This window comes from Streptomyces sp. NPDC037100, assembly GCF_055606225.1.
This window is the reverse complement of the sequence record NZ_JBVJSX010000007.1, coordinates 116,203-136,667: the sequence shown is the minus strand read 5'-3', so window position 1 is coordinate 136,667 and position 20,465 is coordinate 116,203. Positions and strand designations below refer to the sequence as shown.

The 20,465-nt window shown below is 72.8% G+C and carries 23 protein-coding genes; 7 read left to right on the top strand and 16 right to left on the bottom strand.

Annotated features, from left to right (window positions below):
* Positions 1–220: 220 nt before the first annotated feature.
* Positions 221–952 (bottom strand): VIT1/CCC1 transporter family protein, encoded by a 732-nt coding sequence (locus ACZ7EG_RS23660; RefSeq protein ID WP_471082251.1) that lies wholly within the window; start codon positions 950–952, stop codon positions 221–223.
* 227 nt (positions 953–1,179) lie between these two features.
* Between ACZ7EG_RS23660 and ACZ7EG_RS23655 the strand changes: the two genes are divergently transcribed.
* The 6 genes from ACZ7EG_RS23655 to ACZ7EG_RS23630 are packed head-to-tail and all read left to right on the top strand — an operon-like array spanning position 1,180 to position 8,148.
* A complete protein-coding gene (locus ACZ7EG_RS23655) occupies positions 1,180–2,202 on the top strand; it encodes an ADP-ribosylglycohydrolase family protein (RefSeq protein WP_471082248.1) in 1,023 nt (340 codons plus the stop codon).
* Positions 2,199–3,617: an ADP-ribosylglycohydrolase family protein gene (locus tag ACZ7EG_RS23650; RefSeq protein WP_471082245.1), complete on the top strand. Its 1,419-nt coding sequence runs from the start codon at positions 2,199–2,201 to the stop codon at positions 3,615–3,617. The genes ACZ7EG_RS23655 and ACZ7EG_RS23650 overlap by 4 nt, the downstream gene beginning before the upstream one ends.
* A 7-nt stretch (positions 3,618–3,624) precedes the next feature.
* Positions 3,625–4,794: an ADP-ribosylglycohydrolase family protein gene (locus ACZ7EG_RS23645; protein WP_471082242.1), complete on the top strand. Its 1,170-nt coding sequence runs from the start codon at positions 3,625–3,627 to the stop codon at positions 4,792–4,794.
* Positions 4,782–6,143 (top strand): ADP-ribosylglycohydrolase family protein, encoded by a 1,362-nt coding sequence (locus ACZ7EG_RS23640; RefSeq protein ID WP_471082239.1) that lies wholly within the window; start codon positions 4,782–4,784, stop codon positions 6,141–6,143. Before ACZ7EG_RS23645 ends, ACZ7EG_RS23640 begins: the two co-directional genes overlap by 13 nt.
* On the top strand, positions 6,140–7,339 hold the full coding sequence (locus tag ACZ7EG_RS23635; RefSeq protein WP_471082236.1) for a CaiB/BaiF CoA transferase family protein: 1,200 nt from the start codon (positions 6,140–6,142) through the stop codon (positions 7,337–7,339). The genes ACZ7EG_RS23640 and ACZ7EG_RS23635 overlap by 4 nt, the downstream gene beginning before the upstream one ends.
* Complete coding sequence (locus ACZ7EG_RS23630; protein ID WP_471082233.1) at positions 7,336–8,148, top strand: HpcH/HpaI aldolase/citrate lyase family protein; 813 nt, start codon at positions 7,336–7,338, stop codon at positions 8,146–8,148. The genes ACZ7EG_RS23635 and ACZ7EG_RS23630 overlap by 4 nt, the downstream gene beginning before the upstream one ends.
* A 285-nt stretch (positions 8,149–8,433) precedes the next feature.
* Here the strand turns inward: ACZ7EG_RS23630 and lgt are convergent, their stop codons facing one another.
* From lgt to hisI, 11 genes are all read right to left on the bottom strand, one after another.
* Positions 8,434–9,402, bottom strand: a complete 969-nt coding sequence (gene lgt, locus ACZ7EG_RS23625) for a prolipoprotein diacylglyceryl transferase (protein WP_471082230.1) — start codon at positions 9,400–9,402, stop codon at positions 8,434–8,436.
* Between the two features lie 84 nt (positions 9,403–9,486).
* On the bottom strand, positions 9,487–10,263 hold the full coding sequence (locus tag ACZ7EG_RS23620; protein WP_471082227.1) for a DsbA family protein: 777 nt from the start codon (positions 10,261–10,263) through the stop codon (positions 9,487–9,489).
* A gap of 86 nt (positions 10,264–10,349) precedes the next feature.
* A complete protein-coding gene (gene trpA, locus ACZ7EG_RS23615) occupies positions 10,350–11,168 on the bottom strand; it encodes a tryptophan synthase subunit alpha (protein ID WP_471082224.1) in 819 nt (272 codons plus the stop codon).
* Entirely contained in the window at positions 11,165–12,451 is a 1,287-nt protein-coding gene (trpB, locus tag ACZ7EG_RS23610) for a tryptophan synthase subunit beta (protein WP_471082221.1), read from the bottom strand. The genes trpA and trpB overlap by 4 nt, the downstream gene beginning before the upstream one ends.
* Before the next feature lie 59 nt (positions 12,452–12,510).
* Positions 12,511–12,729, bottom strand: coding sequence for a tryptophan biosynthesis modulator TrpM (gene trpM / locus ACZ7EG_RS23605; protein WP_471082218.1), 219 nt, complete (start codon positions 12,727–12,729; stop codon positions 12,511–12,513).
* Between the two features lie 20 nt (positions 12,730–12,749).
* Positions 12,750–13,559, bottom strand: coding sequence for an indole-3-glycerol phosphate synthase TrpC (gene trpC, locus ACZ7EG_RS23600; protein WP_104779391.1), 810 nt, complete (start codon positions 13,557–13,559; stop codon positions 12,750–12,752).
* Positions 13,560–13,702: 143 nt separating this feature from the next.
* On the bottom strand, positions 13,703–14,137 hold the full coding sequence (locus tag ACZ7EG_RS23595; RefSeq protein ID WP_471082215.1) for a DUF2752 domain-containing protein: 435 nt from the start codon (positions 14,135–14,137) through the stop codon (positions 13,703–13,705).
* 81 nt (positions 14,138–14,218) lie between these two features.
* Entirely contained in the window at positions 14,219–14,470 is a 252-nt protein-coding gene (locus ACZ7EG_RS23590) for an HGxxPAAW family protein (protein WP_344457028.1), read from the bottom strand.
* 118 nt (positions 14,471–14,588) lie between these two features.
* Complete coding sequence (locus ACZ7EG_RS23585) at positions 14,589–15,230, bottom strand: TIGR02234 family membrane protein (protein ID WP_471082212.1); 642 nt, start codon at positions 15,228–15,230, stop codon at positions 14,589–14,591.
* A gap of 41 nt (positions 15,231–15,271) precedes the next feature.
* Positions 15,272–16,753, bottom strand: a complete 1,482-nt coding sequence (locus ACZ7EG_RS23580) for an anthranilate synthase component I (RefSeq protein WP_471082209.1) — start codon at positions 16,751–16,753, stop codon at positions 15,272–15,274.
* Positions 16,754–16,764: 11 nt separating this feature from the next.
* Positions 16,765–17,151, bottom strand: coding sequence for a phosphoribosyl-AMP cyclohydrolase (hisI, locus tag ACZ7EG_RS23575; RefSeq protein ID WP_471082206.1), 387 nt, complete (start codon positions 17,149–17,151; stop codon positions 16,765–16,767).
* 84 nt (positions 17,152–17,235) lie between these two features.
* On the opposite strand from hisI, the gene ACZ7EG_RS23570 reads away from it, so the two are divergent.
* Positions 17,236–17,871, top strand: a complete 636-nt coding sequence (locus ACZ7EG_RS23570; protein WP_471082203.1) for a TIGR03085 family metal-binding protein — start codon at positions 17,236–17,238, stop codon at positions 17,869–17,871.
* A 62-nt stretch (positions 17,872–17,933) separates the two neighbouring features.
* Here ACZ7EG_RS23570 and hisF read toward each other — a convergent pair whose 3' ends face one another.
* Genes hisF through hisH form a run of 4 tightly spaced genes read right to left on the bottom strand, consistent with a single transcriptional unit; the run spans position 17,934 to position 20,464 of the window.
* A complete protein-coding gene (hisF, locus tag ACZ7EG_RS23565; RefSeq protein ID WP_471082200.1) occupies positions 17,934–18,689 on the bottom strand; it encodes an imidazole glycerol phosphate synthase subunit HisF in 756 nt (251 codons plus the stop codon).
* Between the two features lie 13 nt (positions 18,690–18,702).
* Complete coding sequence (locus ACZ7EG_RS23560; RefSeq protein WP_031107367.1) at positions 18,703–19,104, bottom strand: RidA family protein; 402 nt, start codon at positions 19,102–19,104, stop codon at positions 18,703–18,705.
* Positions 19,101–19,826 carry a bifunctional 1-(5-phosphoribosyl)-5-((5-phosphoribosylamino)methylideneamino)imidazole-4-carboxamide isomerase/phosphoribosylanthranilate isomerase PriA gene (gene priA, locus ACZ7EG_RS23555; RefSeq protein ID WP_398730293.1) on the bottom strand — a complete coding sequence of 242 codons (726 nt, stop codon included), beginning with the start codon at positions 19,824–19,826 and terminating at the stop codon, positions 19,101–19,103. The genes ACZ7EG_RS23560 and priA overlap by 4 nt, the downstream gene beginning before the upstream one ends.
* Positions 19,823–20,464 carry an imidazole glycerol phosphate synthase subunit HisH gene (hisH, locus tag ACZ7EG_RS23550; RefSeq protein WP_361872395.1) on the bottom strand — a complete coding sequence of 214 codons (642 nt, stop codon included), beginning with the start codon at positions 20,462–20,464 and terminating at the stop codon, positions 19,823–19,825. The genes priA and hisH overlap by 4 nt, the downstream gene beginning before the upstream one ends.
* Position 20,465 lies beyond the last annotated feature (1 nt).

Below are 20,465 nucleotides of genomic sequence, written 5' to 3'. Positions count from 1 at the left end.
CGCACCAGCAGTGGAAGCTGTGGAGGGACCGCACGAAACGATCGGGTCAGATCGGTTTGCGTCGGCCCGGGGAGCGGGACAGGCGTCTTCGCCCGACCCGCTGAGGGTGCGCGGCGAGCATCGTTGCCCGCAGCGCTTACGGCTCATGCCCGGCGGTCGCACATCCGAAACCAACGAGTAACGACTACTTATGCAGCCCATTGCATAAGTCCGAGCCTCGCTATCCTACGGCCGTTCCGAAGGCGGTGCCCAGGACGTAGGTCACACCGGCCGCCGCGCCTCCCAGCAACAGCTGCCGCAGCCCGCTGTACCACCAGGTGCGTGCCGTCACCTTGGCCACCACCGCACCGCACAGGAAGAGGCCGAGCAGCGCCAGCAGCACGGCCGGCCACATGCTGCTCGCCCCCAGCAGATAGGGCGCGACGGGAATCAGCGCGCCGAGCGCGAAGGAGCCGAAGCTGGACACCGCGGCCACCGTGGGCGAGGGCAGATCGCCGGGGTCGACACCCAGCTCCTCCCGGGCGTGGATCTCCAGGGCCTGCTCGGGATCCTTCGACAGCTGCCGGGCCACCTCCTGGGCCAGCCGCGGCTCGACACCCCTCGACTCGTAGAGCGCGGCGAGCTCGGCCTCCTCGTCCTTGGGGTGCTTGCGCAGCTGGCGGCGCTCCACGTCCAGCTCGGCCTCGACGAGCTCACGCTGCGAGGCGACGGAGGTGTACTCGCCGGCGGCCATGGAGAAGGCACCTGCAGCCAGGCCCGCGAGTCCGCTGAGGACGACGGTCTGCTGACCGACCGCCCCGCCCGCGACACCGGTCATCAGGGCGAGATTGGAGACCAGGCCGTCCATCGCGCCGAACACCGCGGGACGCAGCCAGCCGCCGTTCACGTCCCGGTGCGTGTGGTTGTCCCGGTGCGCCTCGTGCAGCGTCGCCTCGGTCTCGATGATGGCCATGAAAAGAACCCCACTCCCCGTCCACGGACTACCCTTTGGACACGTTCCAGACTTTTACAGCACCAAAACTATGCCCCGAATTCCGCCTCCGCCAGCAAGGAAAGGCTGCGCTAACCTGCGGGTTTACCGATTTCCGCTCACTTGATCATCACCATGCGCAGATGTCGACCGGGTGATGCTGGGGCGCGTGAGGCTCGGCGGCGCCACCGGAGTGGGACACATCCCCCATGGCATCGATCGGGCTCCGGGCACGGGCACGGGGCGCACTGCTGGGCCTGGCCGTCGGTGACGCGCTCGGGGCCCCGGCCGAGAACATGAAGCCCTCCGAGATCCGCGCCCGGTGGGGCCGGATCACCGGGTACGTCGCCGAGGACCCGGCGGGCACGGACGACACCGAGTACGCGATCTTCTCCGGCCTGCTGCTGGCCCGGCACGGCTCCGCACTCACCCCGGGCCATGTGGAAGCGGCCTGGCACGAGTGGATCGCCGACCGCGACGAGGGCCCCTTCCGCGGCGCCGGGTTCAGCGAACGCGGCACCCTCGAGAACCTCCGCCGGGGCCTGGCCGCCCCGATCTCCGCCCAGCACCGGCACGCCTGGAGCGACGGCCTGGCCATGCGCGCGGCCCCCTTCGGGGTGTTCGCGGCGGGCCGCCCGGCGGAGGCGGCCCGGCTGGTCGCGATCGACGGCTCGGTGAGCCATGACGGCGAGGGCATCCACGGCGGCCGGGCGGTGGCCGCGGGTGTCGCGGCGGCGATGGCGGGCGCCCCGTCGGACGCGGTGGTGGCAGCGGCCCTCGCGGTCGTCCCCGACGACTCCTGGACGGCCCGCAGCCTGCGCCGCGCGGTGGCCGTCGCCCACCGCGGCGAACGCGCGGTCCGCTCCGCGGTCGTCATCGGCGGCTACCCCTGGACCGACCTGGCCCCCGAGGCGGTCGCCCTCGCCTTCGGCGCGTACGCGGCGGCCGACGGCGACTTCGAGCAGTCGGTCCTGACCGCGGTGAACATGGGCCGCGACGCGGACACGACGGCGGCGGTGGCGGGGGCACTGGCGGGCGCGACGCGGGGCGTGTCGGCGATCCCTCAGGCCTGGGCGACCCCCATCGGCCCGGTCCACGGCAGATGCCTCCCGGCGATGGCCGGCTACCACGTCCTGGACGTGGCGGACCTGCTGACACCGGCGCCCTGTGGCACAGAGCCGGGGCCGACGGACTTCGTCCTGGCGGGCGACGGAACGGAGGCCCCCTCATGACCACACACGAGGTGACCACACACGGGGTGACGACAGACGAGGCGACCACACACGAGGCGACCACACACGAGGTGACCACACACGGGGTGACGACAGACGAGGCGACCACACACGAGGTGACCACACACGGGGTGACGACAGACGAGGCGACCACACACGGCGTGAAGACACGCGGCGTGAAGGCACACGAGCCCGAGGCCGCCGACGGCGAGGGCGCCCCACGGGAGACCAGGACCCCTCGGACGCCAGGTACGGGCGGTGCGCGGGTGGGAGACAGCAGGGCCGGAGGCGAAGCCGAGGCCTCAAGACGAGCCGAAGGCCTCCTGCTCGGACTCGCCGCCGGCGACGCCGCCGGCTGGCCCGCAGCCCGGCACAGAGCCGCCCGCATGCCCGACTGGACCCGCCGCCTCACCCGCGAACTGGACACCTTCGCCGAACACAACGCCACCACCACCCTCCCCGTCCCGATCGCCCTGAACCAGCCCCCCGAGCCCCTCCGCCTCGGCCCCTCCGACGACGCCGAGTGGGCGGCCTTCGCCGCCGAAGCCCTCCTGCGCGCAGGCGACGACACCGTCCTGAACGACCTCAGCCGCGAACGCCGCACCCGAGCCGCCATCGACCTCACCTGGAACGCCCTCGCCGCCGAGGTCGCCGCCGCAGCGGACCGCGCGCCCGAGATCGAATCCGCAGTCCTCCCCCTGCGCGCCCGCATCTCCGTCCGCGCCGGCCTCGGCAACCTCGCCACCGGCCTGCGCCCGCCCGCCACCGGCCACGACAACCCGCACTACTTCGACGACGCCGCCTGCGTACGCGCCTGTGTCCTGGCCGTGGCCCACCCCGGCGACCCCCGAAGCGCCGCCGACCTCGCCGAGTTCGACGCCCGCTACACCCAGGACGGCGACGGCGTCCACGGCGCCCGCGCGATGGCGGCCGCACTCGCCCTCGCCCTGGCCGGCGCGGACGTCGACGCCTGCGTCGCCGCGGCCCTCACCGAACTCCCCGAGGAGACGGAGATCGGCCGCAACGCCCGGCACGCCCTGAGGCTCGCCGCCGCCGCGGACAGCGCCTTCGCCCTGGTCCCACCCCTGGAGCACCAGATCGTCGACCACGTCTACAGCTACGGCATCGCCGCCGCCGAGACCGTCCCGGTCGCCCTCGCCCTGGCCACCGCCGCCCGCGGCCGCATCGCGGAGGCGATCCCCGCGGCGGCCTGCCTGTCCCGCGTCGCGGACTCCGCCCCGGCCCTGGCGGGCGCCCTCACCGGCGCACTGGGCGGCGGCGCGTCCGTCCCCGAGTCCTGGCGAGAGACCTGCCGCACCCTCTCCGGCTGCGTCCTGCCCCGCCTCACCGGCACGGACCTCGTGGAACTCGCCGAACTCCTGGAAGCCGTACAACCGGCCCGCCCGGGTGGATGATGCGGCCATGCAGCCCAAAGCACAGCAAAACGCCCTTCTGGACGAGCGGATCACCGGTGCCCTGGTCGGGGCGGCGGTCGGCGACGCTCTCGGCGGCCCCGTCGAGGGCTACTCGCCCGAGCAGATCCTCGAACGCCACGGCGGTCGCGTCCACGGCGTCGTCGGCCCCTGGCACGGCGAGGACTGGCGCACCGCCCGCCCTCTCGCCCCGTACCACAAAGGCGACGGCCACGTCACCGACGACACGTTGATGACCCACGCCCTGATCCGCGTCTACGCCCGGGTCCGCGACCACCTCGACGCCTACGCGATCGCCGACCACCTGGTCCCCGACCTGATGACCGAGCCCCGCTGGATCCCGGAACTGGAGACTGAGGCACTCCCCCTGCAGCGGATCTTCCTGGCGGAGAAGTGGCTGGTGACGAGGATCCACTACGGCCACGCCGACCCGCGCGAGGCCGGCACCGGCAACATCGTCAACTGCGGCGCGGCGATGTACATGGCCCCGGCCGGACTGGTCAACGCGGCCGACCCGCGCGCGGCCTACGCCGAGGCCCTCGACATCGCCGGCGCACACCAGTCGTCGTACGGCCGTGAGGCGGCGGGCGTCCTGGCCGCGGCCGTGGCGGCGGCGTGCACGCCCGGCGCGACCCCGGACTCGGTCGTCTCCTCGTGTCTCTCCCTCGCGAAGGACGGCACCCGGGCCGCGATCGAGCGGGTCTGCGAGGAGGCCTCCCGCCACACGGATTTCGAGTCGGCCCTGCGGCCGCTGCGCGAGGCGGTGACCCCCTACGACACGGTGGGCCCCGACTACCGCGCTCCTTCGCTCGGCGCGCGCCGCCCGTCCCGCCTGCACGCGATCGAGGAACTGCCCATCGCGCTGGGCATGCTGCTGGTGGCACGCGGCGACTACCGCCACGCGGTCCTCGGCGCGGTGAACTACGGCCGCGACTGCGACTCCATCGCCACGATGGCCGGCGCCATGGCGGGCGCCCTGGGCTCCCCGGTCCCGGAGGACTGGGCCAAGACGGTCGCGGAGGCGAGCCGACTGGACCTCTGGGAACCGGCGGCCACCCTCACCGCCGTGACCCGCGAGATCTTCACCCGGGACATGTCCCGCCGTCGTGCCCACGAGCAGGCCTTCGCATCCCTGGGAGGCCGGCCGTGCTCCGACTGACCTGGGTCCAGCCGGAGGACCTGATCGGCCACGAACTCCGCCAGGCGGCACTGGACGGACGCGAGCCGAGGGCGGTCGCGGCCCGCTGGCGCGCGGCGGGCGGCCCGGACGCCCCGGCCGGCGCGGGCGCGTCCCCCACTCCCGCGTCCCGCTACCTGCGCCGGCTGGCCGCAGACCTCCTGGACGAACTGGCGGACCTGCCCAGCCGCTTGGCCGACGACGAACCCACGGACCTGGAGAGGATCAGGGCGGCATGCCCCGACTGGCCCGCGCCCCTGGGCACGCCGGCCACCACCCCGGACCACCTGGAAGCCGCCTGGCTCGGCCGCGCCGCCGGCTGCCTCCTGGGCAAGCCGGTCGAGAAGCTCCCCCTCGACGCCATCCGCCGACTCGCCCGCTCCACCGGCAACTGGCCCCTCACCACCTACTTCACCGCCCGGGGCGTCCCGGCGGAACTCCTCGAACGGCATCCCTGGAACCGCCGCTCGGCAGCCACCTCCCTCGCCGAGAACATCGACGGCATGCCCGAGGACGACGACCTCGACTACCCCGTGCTCAACCTCGTCCTGCTCCAGCGGCACGGCAGGGCCTTCACCACCACGGACGTGGCCCGGACCTGGCTCGACGAACTCCCCGCCGGCCGCACGTTCACCGCGGAACGCGTCGCCTACCGCAACCTCCTGACCGGCCTGGAGCCCCCGCACACCGCCCGCCACCGCAACCCGTTCCGCGAATGGATCGGCGCCCTGATCCGCGCCGACGTCCACGGCTGGACCAACCCCGGCGACCCGGCCGCGGCGGCCGAGCAGGCCCACCGGGACGCCACCCTCACGCACACCGCCAACGGCGTCTACGCCGCGATGTTCACGGCGGCCGCCATCGCGACGGCCGCGACCGGCGACCACGACATCCACACCTGTGTGCGCACCGGCCTCACCGTCGTCCCGCCACGCTCCCGCCTCGCCCGGGCCGTCCGCGAAGCCGTCCGGCTCGCACACGAGCACGAGGACTTCGACACCGTCGTCGACGCACTCCACGCCACCTACGCCGCCACCCACCACTGGGTGCACGCCGTCCCCAACACCGCTCTGATCGCCGCCGCCCTCACCCACGCGAACGGCGACTTCACCGGCTCCGTCTGCCGCGCGGTGGGCGGCGGTTGGGACACCGACTCCAACGGCGCGACGGCCGGCAGCATCACCGGCCTGCTGGCCGGGCACCCCGCGGCGCTCCCCGACCGCTGGACGGCACCCCTGAAGAACCGGCTGGCCACGTCCGTCGGCGACTTCAACGGCATCGGCTTCGACACCCTCGCCCACCTCACGCACCGGGAGACCCGCCGCCCATGACCGTGTCCACGACCGCGCCCCTCACCGGCCTCCGCGTCCTCGACCTCGCCACCCTCTTCGCCGGCCCGATGGCCGCCACCCTGCTCGGCGACTTCGGCGCCGAGGTCGTCAAGATCGAGCACCCGAGGAAGCCGGACCCCTCCCGCGGCCACGGCCCGTCCAAGGACGGAGTGGGCCTGTGGTGGAAGATGCTGGGCCGCAACAAGCGGACCGTGACCCTCGACCTGTCGAAGCCCGGCGGCCGCGCCACCCTCCTGCGTATGGCCGCCCGCACCGACGTGATCATCGAGAACTTCCGCCCCGGCACCCTGGAGAAGTGGGACCTCGGCTGGCCGGAGCTGTCGGCGGTCAACCCCCGCCTGGTCCTGGCCCGCGTCACCGGCTTCGGCCAGTTCGGCCCCTACGCGCACCGGCCCGGCTTCGGCACCCTGGCCGAGGCGATGAGCGGCTTCGCCGCGATCACCGGCGAACCGGACGCGCCCCCGACCCTCCCGCCGTTCGGCCTGGCCGACGCGATCGCGGGCCTGACGACGGCGTACGCCGTGATGACCGCGCTCGCCGCCCGCGAGCGCACCGGTGAGGGCCAGGTCGTCGACACGGCCCTGATCGAGCCGATCCTGGCCGTCCTCGGCCCCCAGCCCCTCTGGTACGACCAGCTCGGGCACGTCCAGCCCCGCACCGGCAACCGCTCCCCCAACAACGCCCCGCGGGGCGTCTACCGCACCGCGGACGGCACCTGGGTCGCCGTCTCCACCTCCGCCCAGTCGGTCGCGGAACGCGTGATGCACCTGGTCGGCCGCCCGGAACTGATCGACGAGCCCTGGTTCGCCACCGGTTCCGACCGCGCCCGCCACGCCGACGTCCTGGACGAGGCCGTCGGCGGCTGGATCGCCGCACACACCCGCACCGACGTCCTGGACGCCTTCGAGAAGGCCGAGGCGGCGGTGGCCCCGGTCCAGGACGTCCGGGACGTGATGGCGGACCCGCAGTACCAGGCCCTGGACACCATCACCACCGTCGACGATCCCGAACTCGGCCCGCTGCGCATGCAGAACGTCCTCTTCCGGCTCTCCGCCACGCCCGGCGCGATCCGCTGGGCCGGCCGCCCGCACGGCGCCGACACCGAGGAGGTCCTCACCGAACTGGGCCTGACCGCGGACGACCTCACGGCGCTGCGCGCGGAGGGCGCCCTGTGACGGCGTACCCGCTCACCTGGCTCTACGCCCCCGGCGACCGCCCGCACCTGGTGGCGAAGGCCCTCACCAGCGGCGCCGACGTGGTCGTGGTCGACCTGGAGGACGCGGTCGCCCCCGACCGCAAGGCCTACGCCCGCACCGCCACCGCGGAGCTGCTCACCGACCGGCCCCCGGTGCCGGTCCACGTCCGCGTCAACGCGCTGGGCGGCTGCGGCGAGCAGGACATCGCCGCCCTCGTGGGAGCGCCGGGCCTGTCCGGGCTGCGGCTGCCCAAGGTGACCTCGGCCGCCGAGATCGTCCACGTGGCCCGCCGCACGGCCCGGACCGACCTGTACGCGCTCCTGGAGACGGCCCTCGGTGTGGAGCGGGCCTACGCCGTGGCGACCGCCCACCCCCGTCTGCGGGGCATCTCGCTCGGGGAGGCCGACCTCTGTGCCGACCTCGGCGTCCGCGACGACAAGGGCCTGGACTGGTCCCGCTCCCGGGTGGTCGTGGCCGCCCGGGCGGCGGGCCTGCCACCACCGGCCCAGTCGGTCCACCCGGACATCCACGACCAGGAGGGCCTGGCCGCGTCCTGCGCGCACGGCCGCGCCCTCGGCTTTCTGGGCCGGGCCGCGATCCACCCCCGCCAGCTACCGGTGATCGTGCGTGCCTATCTGCCCGGTGAGAGGGAGATCGAGCAGGCGGAAACGGTCCTCAAGGCGGCCGCCGTCGAGCAGGGCGCCCAGGCCCTGCCGGACGGCCGCTTCATCGACGCGGCGATGGTCACGGCGGCCCGACGCACCCTGTCCCTGGCCCGCCACCGCTGAAGCACGGACGGCCACACCCCGACCCACCCCGTCCACGACTCGCCGCCACTCACGCACCGACGGCCACACCCCGACGCGCCCACTCACCTACCGACGGCCACACCCCGACCCACCTTGTGCACGACTCGCCGCCACTCACGCACCGACGGCCACACCCCGACGCGCCCACTCACCTACCGACGGCCACACCCCGACCCACCCCGTCCACGACTTGCCGCCGCTGACGTGCCGAGGGCGCCCGGGGAGAGTCCCGGGCGCCCTCGGCACGTCGCATGCGGCGGACCGTCAGGTCTTCTTCCCCGACCCGGCCTCGTTCCTGGCACCGTCCGCCTCGGCCTCGTCCGCGGGCTCGTCGTCCTCACCGGCGTCCTCGGCCCGGTCGGCCTTGCCCGCCGCATCGGCCGACTCGGCGCCGTCGGTCTCGCCGCCGGAGGCATCCGCACCCGGCTCCACGACGGCCTCCCGGCCGGGCCGCTTCTTCGACGACACGACCAGGTACGTCACCGCGAGCAGGAACACGAGGATCGCGGTCCACACGTTCAGGCGGAGACCCAGGATGTGGTGGGCGTCGTCGACGCGCATGTACTCGATCCATCCACGCCCCGCGCAGTACGCGGCGACGTACAGCGCGAACGCCCGGCCGTGTCCGAGCCGGAAGCGGCGGTCGGCCCAGATGACCAGCAGCGCCACACCGATGCACCACAGCGACTCGTACAGGAACGTCGGGTGGTAGGTACCCGGCACCCGCCCGTCCGACGAGGAGGTGATCTCCAGGGCCCAGGGCAGATCGGTGGGCTTGCCGTACAGCTCCTGGTTGAACCAGTTGCCCCAGCGGCCGATCGCCTGGGCGAAGGCGATGCCCGGCGCGACGGCGTCGGCGTAGGCCGGCATCGGGATGCCGCGGCGACGGCAGCCGATCCACGCGCCCAGCGCACCCAGCGCGATCGCGCCCCAGATGCCGAGGCCGCCCTCCCAGATCTTGAAGGCGTCCACCCAGTCACGGCCCTCGCTGAAGTACAGCTCGTAGTCCGTGATCACGTGGTAGAGCCGGCCGCCGACCAGACCGAACGGCACGGCCCAGACGGCGATGTCGGCCACCGTGCCGGCCCGCCCGCCCCGGGCGATCCAGCGCTTGTTGCCGAGCCAGACCGCGACGAAGACGCCGATGATGATGCAGAACGCGTAGCCGCGCAGCGGAATGGGGCCGAGATACAGCACCCCGCGTGACGGGCTGGGAATGAAGGCAAGTTCCATGGCAAGGTCGACGCTACCGTGCCGCACCGGGCCCGCGGCAGGCAGCCCGGCTACGGGTCCATAACAGGGGCGTGAGAATGCCCCTTACTCCTTGTTCGCCTCCTGCACCATCTGCTTCAGCTTGGCCGGGGTCATCGTCCGGTCCTGGTAGATGTTCTCGCCGTCGAACAGCACGGTCGGCGTGCCCGAGAAGCCGCCCTTGTTGAACGCCTGGTGGGACTTGGCGACCCAGCCGTTGTGCGTGCCCTTCTCGACACAGGTGCGGAAGGAGGGGGTGTCCAGACCGTCGACCTTGCCGGCCAGCTCGATCAGCTTGGCGTTGTCCGCGTAGGCGTCGTCGACCTCCGAGGGCTGGTTGTCGAAGAGCACGTCGTGGTACGCGGGGAACTTCCCGGCGTCCTGGGCGCAGGCCGCCGCGTTGGCGGCGTTGCGGGAGCCGGTGCCGCGCATGTTGCCGTCGATCAGGGTGACCAGGTGGTACTCGACCTTCAGCTCGCCGGCGTTCGTCAGCTCGTGGATCACCGGTCGGTACGCCGTCTCGAAGGACTTGCAGGCGGGGCAGCGGAAGTCCTCCCACACCGTGAGCGTGGACTTGGCGCTGTCCTTGCCGACGGGGAGGGCGAGGCTGTCCTTGCCCTGGGCTCCGGACGGCACCACGACCGGGCCCGAGGCCTCGCTGCCGTCGTCCTTGCCGGCATTGGCCGCGATGACGCCGATCACCGCCGCGAGTCCCAGGACGGCGACGACGGCTCCGCCCACCACCAACGCGCGCCGGCGCTTGTCCGCGGACTTCTGCTTCTCGCGCTCGACCGCCAGCTTCTCCCGGGCGGTGCGCTTTCCCTCACGGTTCTTCTCGCTCACACCCCGGAAACGAACCGGGGAGGCGCACCGCGCCTCCCCGGCCCCAGGTCCACCCGTACGGGGGACCTGTATGACTTCCCGGTTCCTTACGCCTGCCGGCGCACGCCCTTGGCGAGGTCGCCCGCGAGCGCGCGCACGGCTTCCAGCCCGGCCGCGTCGTCCGGGGCGTCCAGCATCGCCTTGACGAAGGCCGAGCCGACGATCACGCCGTCGGCGAAGCCGGCGACCTCGGCGGCCTGGGTGGCGTTGGAGACGCCGAGCCCGACGCAGACGGGCAGGTCGGCGCGCGTGGCCCGGGTGCGTTCCACCAAGCCCTGGGCCTGCGAGCTGACGGTGGCGCGGGTGCCGGTGACGCCCATGAGGGAGGCGGCGTAGACGAAGCCGCTGCCGACCGCGGTGATCTGCGCGAGCCGCTCGTCCTTGCTGCTGGGCGCGACGACGAAGACGGTCGCCAGACCGTGCTTCTCCGCGTGCTCCCTCCACAGCGCCGACTCCTGCACGGGCAGGTCGGGCAGGATGCACCCGGCGCCGCCCGCTTCGGCGAGTTCGGCGGTGAACCGCTCGACGCCGTAGCGGTCGATGGGGTTCCAGTACGTCATGACGAGGATCGGCTTGCCCGTGGCGGCGTGGGCCTCGCGGACCGTGCGCATCACGTCGGCGATCTTCACTCCGCCGCGCAGGGCGATGTCGTCGGCGGTCTGGATGACCGGGCCGTCGAGGACGGGGTCGCTGTGCGGCAGGCCCACCTCGACGACGTCGGCGCCGCCGTCGATGACGGCCTTGATCGCCTCGATGCCGCCGTCCACGGTCGGGAACCCGGCCGGGAGGTAGGCGATGAGGGCGGCGCGCCCCTCGGCCTTGGCCGCGGCGAGGGTTTCGCCCAACAGCTCGATGTTGCCGCTCACTTGGCGTCCCCCTCGATCTCGGCGGTGTCGGTGTCCGCGTCGGCGGCGACCTCGGCGTCGGTGTCGTACAGGCCGAAGTAGCGGGCGGCGGTGTCCATGTCCTTGTCGCCGCGGCCGGACAGGTTGACCACGATCAGCCCGTCCTTGCCCAGCTCCTTGCCGACCTCCAGGGCGCCGGCCAGGGCATGTGCGCTCTCGATGGCCGGGATGATGCCCTCGGTGCGCGACAGCAGGCGCAGGGCCTGCATCGCCGCGTCGTCGGTGACCGCACGGTACTCGCCGCGGCCGGAGTCCTTCAGGTAGGAGTGCTCCGGGCCGATGCCCGGGTAGTCCAGACCGGCGGAGATCGAGTACGGCTCGGTGATCTGGCCCTCGTCGTCCTGGAGGACGTAGGAGCGCGAGCCGTGCAGGATGCCGGGCTCGCCCGCGGTGAGGGTCGCGGCGTGCTCGCCGGACTCGACGCCGTGCCCGGCCGGTTCACACCCGATGAGGCGGACGTCGGTGTCCGGGATGAAGGCGTGGAAGAGGCCGATGGCGTTGGAGCCGCCGCCGACGCAGGCGACGGCCGCGTCGGGCAGGCGCCCGGCGCGCTCCAGGAGCTGACGGCGGGCCTCGACGCCGATGACCCGGTGGAAGTCGCGGACCATCGCCGGGAAGGGGTGCGGGCCTGCGACGGTGCCGAAGAGGTAGTGGGTGTGGTCGACGTTGGCGACCCAGTCGCGGAAGGCCTCGTTGATGGCGTCCTTCAGCGTGCGACTGCCGGACTTCACGGCGATGACCTCTGCGCCGAGCATGCGCATGCGGGCCACGTTGAGGGCCTGGCGCCGGGTGTCGATCTCGCCCATGTAGATCGTGCAGTCGAGGCCGAAGAGCGCACAGGCGGTGGCCGTGGCCACGCCGTGCTGTCCGGCGCCCGTCTCGGCGATGACCCGGGTCTTGCCCATGCGCTTGGTGAGCAGGGCCTGGCCGAGAACGTTGTTGATCTTGTGGGAGCCGGTGTGGTTGAGGTCCTCCCGCTTCAGGAAGATCCGTGCGCCGCCGGCGTGTTCGGCGAACCTCGGCACCTCGGTGAGGGAGCTGGGGCGGCCGGTGTAGTTGACCAGGAGGTCGTCGAGTTCCTTGGCGAACTCGGGGTCGTGCTTGGCCTTGTCGTACTCGACGGCCACCTCGTCGACGGCCGCGACGAGGGCTTCGGGGATGAACTTGCCGCCGAAGGCCCCGAAGTAGCCGTCGGGGTCGGGGGTTTGGCCCTCGGGGTCGGGGATGAAGAACTGGCTGGGCATGCGAATACCTCACGGTGAGTGTGTGTGTTGATCACTGTTCGCCGTGGGGGCGGGGAGGGTCAGTCGGCCGCGGGCCCGTCGGGGCTGGTCGCGCAGTTCCCCGCGCCCCTTACGGGGCGCCGCTGCCATCGCATGCCGTTGACCTGGCCCGGCTCGTCACCGATGACGTACCGGACGCGGCGGCCGTGGACCCGGCGGGCGGGCGCACGGCAGCCGCGGGGGCGGCAGCCGCGCGCGAGGCGGGCGTACCGGTCCACGGTCGTCAGGGTGGAAGTCATCGGGGCAAGCTTAGCGGTGATCAGCTCCGGCCGTGCCGGAGTGCGGGATGCTCGCCGGCCGCGACGAGGTCCGAGACGGCCGTCCTGGGGTCCTTGCCGGTGACCAGGGACTCACCGACCAGCACCGCGTCGGCGCCGGCGTTGGCGTAGGCGATGAGGTCGTGCGGGCCGCGGACTCCGGACTCGGCGATCTTGATGATGTGGTCGGGGATCTCCGGTGCCACCCGCTCGAACGTGCCGCGGTCGACCTCGAGGGTCTTGAGGTTGCGTGCGTTGACGCCGATCACGCGGGCGCCGGCGTCGACCGCGCGCTCGACCTCGTCCTCGTCGTGCACCTCGACGAGCGGGGTGAGCCCGATGGACTCGGCCCGCTCGATGAGGGACTCCAGGGCCGGCTGGTCGAGGGCGGCGACGATCAGCAGCACGACGTCGGCGCCGTAGGCGCGGGCCTCCCACAGCTGATACGACGTGACGATGAAGTCCTTGCGCAGGACCGGGATGTCCACCCGGGCGCGGACCGCCTCCAGGTCGGCGAGCGAGCCGCCGAAGCGGCGTTCCTCGGTGAGGACGGAGATGACGGCCGCGCCGCCCGCCTCGTAGTCAGCGGCGAGACCGGCCGGGTCGGCGATCGCGGCCAGCGCGCCCTTGGACGGGCTGGAGCGCTTGACCTCGCAGATGACCTTGACACCGTCGCCGCGCAGTGCGGCCACACCGTCCTTGGCCGCGGGAGCCTTCGCCGCGCGCTCCTTGAGCTCGTCGAGGCTGACGCGCGCCTGCCGCTCCGCGAGGTCGGCACGGACTCCGTCGATGATCTCGTCGAGCACACTCACGCGAGCGGCCCCCTTCCAGACTCTTGACAGTTCCAGCGACCGATCGGAAAGCGATGGTCACTGCGATGGTATCCGCAGCCGGGCGTAGGCCTCACATCCGGTTGACGCCGGCCCCTCCCCCACACTGGACGTCCGTCCGCTGATCAAGGGTGGAGCCAGCCGCCGAAGGGCAGGTTCCGGACGACGGAGAAGGCCAGCAGCAACGCCCCGAGGCTCCACACCAGCCCCGGCCGGGGGTCGATCCGCAGCGGGCGCCCGCGGACCGCGTGGACCACCCATACGGTCCACAGCACGGCGAAGCCCAGATAGCCGAGGGTCGCGAGCGCGTTGGCGTGCAGCGCCGTGAGGACGTCCCCGTGGACGAAGGCGTGCGCGCTGCGCAGTCCGCCGCAGCCGGGGCAGTAGAGGCCGGTGTAGCGCAACAGCGGGCACACGGGGTAGTGACCGGGCTCGTTGGGGTCCACGGTGCCCACGTAGGCGAAGGCGGCGGCGACGGCCGCGAGCACGCCGGTGGGGACGGCCAGACGGCTCGGGACGCTCGGCGTCGCCCTTCGGCTCTCGGCGTTCACGGTATGCATTGTGCCCCGCACGCGCGTCAGGGGCGGTCCCGGCACCCGAGTGCCGGCCGCCCCTCACGCGACCAGGGTGTTCCGCGGGGGTCAGCCCTCGGCGCGCGCCGGCTCGCGGTCGCCCGTCATCCGGTGCGGCTGGTGCAGGTCCTTGGGCTGGCCCAGGCCCATCATCCGCATGATGCCGCCGACGACACCGCCGAGCAGCACGACCACCATGCCCGCCCAGAAGCCCACCGGCTGGTCCATCACCATGAACGCGCCCGAGACGCAGAAACCGATGAAGGCGATCGTGACACCGGTCCAGGCGGCCGGGGTGTGACCGTGGCTGCTGCCCGCCATTGCTTGCTCCTCGTTGCTGTGTGCGTGTCTGAGCAGGACGCTCGGGCCCATTGTCCCGCACGCGCGCGGCCGGGGTGAGCGGGGGTACTCCCCCGTTCGCCCGGCCGCCCGTGTGGGCTCAGGCCCCGGTCGGGTCCTCGCCGCGGTCGAGCGCCTTCCACAGGTCCTCGGGCCGGTCGGGGTCGACGGCGGGGGCCTTGCGGCGCGGCTGGGGCGTGCCGGACCGCTCGTAGCGGCCGGACATGCCGGGCCACAGCCGGCCGTACCGCAGGGCGAGCAGCCCGGCCAGGAGGATCAGGACGCCGCCGGCGACCGCGACGTACGGCCAGGCGGTGTGGCTGAGGGCGTCGACGGAGGCCGAGGTGTCGCCGGAGGCCTGCGCGGCCTGCTCGTCGAGTGCGGAGCTGTCGGAGGCGCCGAGCAGGGCCGCGGCGACGATGCCGACGCCGGAGAGCGCCAGCAGCGCGGCGACGACCAGGCGGCCGGCGCGGCGGACCGCGAACACGGCGACGAGCGCGGCGAGGCCCACTATGGCGAGCGCCGCGGGAACGCCCGTGACATCACTGCCCTTGGCGGTCAGGGGGAAGGCGCCGCCGGCCACCGTCGCGGTGCCCTGCGACCACTCCTGCCGGGTGGCGAGCAGCGCCACGGCGGCGCCGAGGGCGCCGCTCAGCAGCGCGACGGCGAGGCTCAGGCGGCCGGCCCGGGCGGATCCGGGGGCTTCGGAACGGGGGTGAGGTACAGCAGTCACGTACCCCACTATCGCCTGAAGCCCGGGCGAACCGTCACCCGGGGTGCATCTCAGGCGCTTCCGAGCCGGTTCGCCGTGTGGACGGCCCGCAGTACCGCGGCCGCCTTGTTGCGGCACTCGGTGTCCTCGGCGACCGGGTCGGAGTCGGCGACGATGCCCGCGCCGGCCTGCACGTACGCGGTGCCGTCGCGCAGGAGGGCGGTGCGGATGGCGATGGCGGTGTCGGAGTCGCCGGCGAAGTCGAGGTAGCCGACGCAGCCGCCGTAGAGGCCGCGGCGGGACGGTTCGAGTTCGTCGATGATCTGCATGGCGCGGGGCTTGGGGGCGCCGGAGAGGGTGCCGGCCGGGAAGCAGGCGGTGAGGACGTCGAAGGCGGTGCGGCCCGGGGCGACGCGGCCGGTCACGGTCGAGACGATGTGCATGACGTGCGAGTACCGCTCGACCGACATGAAGTCGACGACCTCGACCGAGCCGGGCTCGCAGACCCGACCGAGGTCGTTGCGGCCCAGGTCCACGAGCATGAGGTGCTCGGCGCGCTCCTTGGGGTCGGCGAGCAGCTCGTCGGCGAGGGCCTGGTCCTCCTGGGGGGTGGCGCCGCGCCAGCGGGTGCCGGCGATGGGGTGCACCATGGCCCGGCCGTCCTCGACCTTGACCAGGGCCTCCGGGGACGAGCCGACGACGTCGAACCCGTCGAAACGGAACAGGTACATGTACGGGGACGGGTTGGTGGCCCGCAGGACCCGGTAGACGTCCAGCGCGCTCGCGGTGCACGGCGTCTCGAAGCGCTGGGAGGGGACCACCTGGAAGGCCTCACCGGCCCGGATGCGCTCCTTGATGTCCTCGACGGCCACCTGGAAGTCGGGGCCGCCCCACAGCGCGGTGTACTCGGGGAGCTCGGAGGGCGGGAGGACGGCCGGGGGCTGGGCGACCGGGCGGGAGAGGTCGGCCTCCATCGCGTCGAGGCGGGCGACGGCGTCGGCGTGGGCTTCGTCGACGCCCGTCTCCAGGTCGTTGTGGTTGATCGCGTTGGCGATCAGCAGGACCGAGCCCTCCCAGTGGTCCATGACGGCCAGGTCGCTGGTGAGGAGCATGGTCAGCTCGGGCAGCTTCAGGTCGTCGCGTTCGCCGGGGCCGATCTTCTCCAGGCGGCGGACGATGTCGTAGCCGAGGTAGCCGACCATGCCGCCGGTGAAGGGCGGCATGCCCTGCTGGTGGGGCGTGTGCAGCGTCTCGATGGTGGCGCGCAGGGCGGCGAGGGGATCGCCGTCGGTGGGGACGCCGACGGGCGGGGCGCCGAGCCAGTGGGCCTGTCCGTCGCGTGCGGTCAGTGTCGCGGCGGAGCGCACGCCGACGAAGGAGTACCGGGACCACGAGCGGCCGTTCTCCGCGGATTCCAGCAGGAAGGTGCCGGGCCGCTCGGCGGCGAGCTTGCGGTAGAGCGCGACCGGGGTGTCGCCGTCGGCGAGGAGCTTGCGGGTGACGGGGATGACCCGCCGGTCGGTGGCGAGCTTGCGGAACGTCTCGAGGTCCATGGCCGCTGACCTTACTGATCCCGGGCGGGGCGGTCGGAGCCGCCGTCCTTGAGGAGCACGTCCTCGTCGAAACAGGTCCGGGCTCCGGTGTGGCAGGCGGCGCCGACCTGGTCGACCTTGACGAGCACGGTGTCGGCGTCGCAGTCCAGGGCGACGGACTTCACCCACTGGAAGTGGCCGGAGGTGTCGCCCTTGACCCAGTACTCCGCGCGGCTGCGTGACCAGTAGGTGCACCGGCCGGTGGTCATCGTGCGGTGCAGCGCCTCGTCGTCCATCCAGCCCAGCATCAGCACTTCTCCGGTGTCGTACTGCTGGGCGATGGCGGGCAGGAGGCCGTCGGCGCTGCGCTTGAGGCGCGCGGCGATCTCCGGGTCGAGGGGACTGGGCGTGCTGGTCATGGTGACCATTGTGCCGGGCGCCACGGACAGGGCTGGTGGAGTGTCCACTGGGCGGACCCCGGGCCCGGACGTAGGCTGGGCCGCATGTCGACCCATGCCAAGCGTGAACGACTTCTCCTCGCCGACCTGTTGGAGACCGCGGGTCCGGACGCGCCCACCCTGTGCGAGGGCTGGAGGACCCGGGACCTCGCCGCGCACGTGGTGGTGCGCGAGCGCCGCCCGGACGCCGCCGGCGGGATGCTGATCAAGCAGCTCGCGCCGCGCCTGGACAAGGTGATGGCGGAGTACACCGACAAGCCGTACGAGGAGCTGATCCAGCTGATCCGTACGGGCCCCCCGCGGTTCTCCCCCTTCTCCCTCAAGCCGGTCGACGAGGCGTCGAACATCATCGAGTTCTACGTCCACGCCGAGGACGTCCGCCGCGCCCAGCCCGACTGGTCGCCGCGCGATCTCGACCCCGTCTTCCAGGACGCCCTGTGGTCCCGCCTGGAGCGCACCGCCCGCCTGATGGGCCGCGGCGTCCCGACGGGGCTGGTCCTGCGCCGCCCCGACGGCCAGACGGCGGTCGCCCACCGGGGCACCCCGGTGGTCACGGTCACCGGCGAGCCGTCCGAGCTGGTGCTGTTCTCCTACGGCCGCCAGAGCGCGGCCAAGGTCGATCTGGACGGTGACGAGAACGCGATCGCGAAACTCAACGAGACGAAGCAGCTCGGGATCTGAGAGTCATGCCGGAGCCCCGGTCGCAGCACGCGGCCGGGGCCCCTCGGCGGGCAGGGGCGGCGTCACCGCACCGGGTGGCCCGCCTCCCGCAGCGTCTGCTTGACCTGGCCGATCCGCAGGTCCCCGAAGTGGAACACCGACGCGGCCAGGACCGCGTCCGCGCCCGCCTCGACGGCCGGGGGGAAGTCGCCCAGCCTGCCCGCGCCGCCCGAGGCGATGACGGGAACCGTGACGTGCTTGCGGACGGCCCGGATCATCTCCAGGTCGTAGCCGTCCTTGGTGCCGTCCGCGTCCATCGAGTTGAGCAGGATCTCGCCGGCGCCCAGTTCCGCGGCCCGGTGGGCCCATTCGACGGCGTCGATGCCCGCGGAGCGGCGGCCGCCGTGGGTGGTCACCTCGAAGGAGCCCGCATCGGTGCGGCGGGCGTCCACCGACAGGACCAGGACCTGACGGCCGAAGCGCTCGGCGATCTCGCGGATGAGCTCCGGGCGGGCGATGGCGGCGGTGTTGACGCCGACCTTGTCCGCTCCCGCCCGCAGCAGCTTGTCCACGTCCTCGGCGGTGCGGACGCCGCCGCCGACCGTGAGCGGGATGAACACCTGCTCGGCCGTGCGGCGCACGACGTCGTAGGTGGTCTCGCGGTTGCCCGACGAGGCCGTGATGTCCAGGAACGTCAGCTCGTCGGCGCCCTCGGCGTCGTACACCTTGGCCATTTCGACGGGGTCGCCCGCGTCGCGCAGGTTCTGGAAGTTGACGCCCTTGACGACCCGGCCGTTGTCCACGTCCAGGCAGGGGATGACTCGGACCGCCAGGGTCATGAATCGTGCTCCTCTAGTGCTCTTCGGAGGGTGTCCCTCTGAATGCTTCCACTTCCACCGACACCAGGACCCGGGAGTCGATGAAGCCCTGCACGACCAGCAGGGTCGTGACCGGGCGTACGGCGTCGAACATCTCCTTGTGGGCCCGGCCCACCGCGTCGACGTCCCGGGCGTGCGCCAGGCACACACGGGTGCGGATCACCGACTCGGGTGCGAGCCCGAACTCGGCGATCGCCTCCAGGGCGGTGGTGAAGGCGACCTTGGCCTGCTCGTACGGGTCGCCCTCGCCGTAGAGCACGTCGCCCTTGAAGGCGGTCGTGCCCGCGACCAGCACACGGTCGCCCGCCGCGACGGCGCGTGCAAAACCGAAGGACTCTTCCCAGGGACTTCCGCTCTGCACACGCCGCACGGTCATGACGACACAGCCTCCAAGGCCTCTTCCAGGGTGAACGCCTTCGCGTACAGCGCCTTCCCGACGATGGCGCCCTCGACACCGAGCGGGACGAGATCGGCGATGGCCCGCAGGTCGTCGAGCGAGGAGACCCCGCCGGAGGCCACGACGGGGCGGTCGGTGGCGGCGCACACATTGCGCAGCAGTTCCAGGTTGGGGCCCTGGAGCGTGCCGTCCTTGGCGATGTCGGTGACGACGTACCGCGCGCAGCCCTCCTTGTCGAGGCGTTCCAGCGTCTCGTAGAGGTCGCCGCCGTCACGGGTCCAGCCGCGCCCGCGCAGGGTCGTGCCGCGGACGTCGAGACCGACGGCGATCTGGTCGCCGTGCTCGGCGATGACCTTGGCGACCCACTCCGGGGTCTCCAGGGCGGCCGTGCCCAGGTTGACGCGCTTGCAGCCGGTGGCGAGGGCGGCGGCGAGGGTCTCGTCGTCGCGGATGCCGCCGGACAGCTCCACCTTGATGTCCATGGCGCCGGCGACCTCGGCGATCAGCTCGCGGTTGTTCCCGGTGCCGAAGGCGGCGTCGAGGTCGACCAGGTGCAGCCATTCGGCGCCGGAGCGCTGCCAGGCGAGGGCGGCCTCCAGCGGGGAGCCGTAGGAGGTCTCCGAGCCGGACTCGCCGTGCACCAGGCGGACGGCCTGGCCGTCCCGGACGTCGACGGCGGGGAGGAGTTCGAGCTTGCTCACAGTGTTCCGATCCAGTTGGTGAGGAGCTGGGCTCCGGCGTCGCCGGACTTCTCGGGGTGGAACTGCGTGGCCCACAGGGCGCCGTTCTCGACGGCGGCGACGAACGGCTTGCCGTGGGTGGACCAGGTGACCTTGGGGGCCGTCATCGCCGGGTTGTGCGTCTCCAGCGACCAGTCGTGCACGGCGTAGGAGTGCACGAAGTAGAAGCGGGCGTCCGGGTCGAGGCCGGCGAACAGCTGCGAGCCGGGCGCCGCTTCGACGGTGTTCCAGCCCATGTGGGGCACGATCTCGGCCTGGAGCGGCTCGACGGAGCCGGGCCACTCGTCGAGGCCCTCGCTCTCCACGCCGTGCTCGATGCCGCGCGCGAAGAGGATCTGCATGCCGACGCAGATGCCCATGACGGGACGGCCGCCGGACAGCCGCCGGTCGACGATCCAGTCGCCGCGCGCCTCGCGCAGGCCCGTCATGCAGGAGGCGAAGGCGCCGACGCCGGGGACCAGCAGACCGTCGGCGTTCAGGGCCTTGTCGTAGTCACGGGTGATCTCGACGTCGGCTCCCGCGCGGGCGAGGGCGCGCTCGGCGGAACGGACGTTGCCGAAGCCGTAGTCGAAGACGACGACCTTCTTCCGCGTCTTCAGG

What these genes read in the sequence shown, in the direction of transcription:
- ACZ7EG_RS23590 (WP_344457028.1), bottom strand. Translation starts at nt 14,470, where the DNA reads ATGGCGGGCAGCAGCCACGGTCACACCCCGGCCGCCTGGACCGGTGTC.
- hisI (WP_471082206.1), bottom strand. Translation starts at nt 17,151, where the DNA reads ATGACCAGCACGCCCAGTCCCCTCGACCCGGAGATCGCCGCGCGCCTC.
- ACZ7EG_RS23560 (WP_031107367.1), bottom strand. Translation starts at nt 19,104, where the DNA reads ATGACCGTGCGGCGTGTGCAGAGCGGAAGTCCCTGGGAAGAGTCCTTC.
- ACZ7EG_RS23580 (WP_471082209.1), bottom strand. Translation starts at nt 16,753, where the DNA reads ATGGACCTCGAGACGTTCCGCAAGCTCGCCACCGACCGGCGGGTCATC.
- lgt (WP_471082230.1), bottom strand. Translation starts at nt 9,402, where the DNA reads ATGGAACTTGCCTTCATTCCCAGCCCGTCACGCGGGGTGCTGTATCTC.
- ACZ7EG_RS23660 (WP_471082251.1), bottom strand. Translation starts at nt 952, where the DNA reads ATGGCCATCATCGAGACCGAGGCGACGCTGCACGAGGCGCACCGGGAC.
- trpM (WP_471082218.1), bottom strand. Translation starts at nt 12,729, where the DNA reads ATGACTTCCACCCTGACGACCGTGGACCGGTACGCCCGCCTCGCGCGC.
- ACZ7EG_RS23650 (WP_471082245.1), top strand. Translation starts at nt 2,199, where the DNA reads ATGACCACACACGAGGTGACCACACACGGGGTGACGACAGACGAGGCG.
- ACZ7EG_RS23570 (WP_471082203.1), top strand. Translation starts at nt 17,236, where the DNA reads ATGTCGACCCATGCCAAGCGTGAACGACTTCTCCTCGCCGACCTGTTG.
- trpB (WP_471082221.1), bottom strand. Translation starts at nt 12,451, where the DNA reads ATGCCCAGCCAGTTCTTCATCCCCGACCCCGAGGGCCAAACCCCCGAC.
- hisF (WP_471082200.1), bottom strand. Translation starts at nt 18,689, where the DNA reads ATGACCCTGGCGGTCCGAGTCATCCCCTGCCTGGACGTGGACAACGGC.
- ACZ7EG_RS23645 (WP_471082242.1), top strand. Translation starts at nt 3,625, where the DNA reads ATGCAGCCCAAAGCACAGCAAAACGCCCTTCTGGACGAGCGGATCACC.
- ACZ7EG_RS23655 (WP_471082248.1), top strand. Translation starts at nt 1,180, where the DNA reads ATGGCATCGATCGGGCTCCGGGCACGGGCACGGGGCGCACTGCTGGGC.
- ACZ7EG_RS23595 (WP_471082215.1), bottom strand. Translation starts at nt 14,137, where the DNA reads ATGCATACCGTGAACGCCGAGAGCCGAAGGGCGACGCCGAGCGTCCCG.
- ACZ7EG_RS23635 (WP_471082236.1), top strand. Translation starts at nt 6,140, where the DNA reads ATGACCGTGTCCACGACCGCGCCCCTCACCGGCCTCCGCGTCCTCGAC.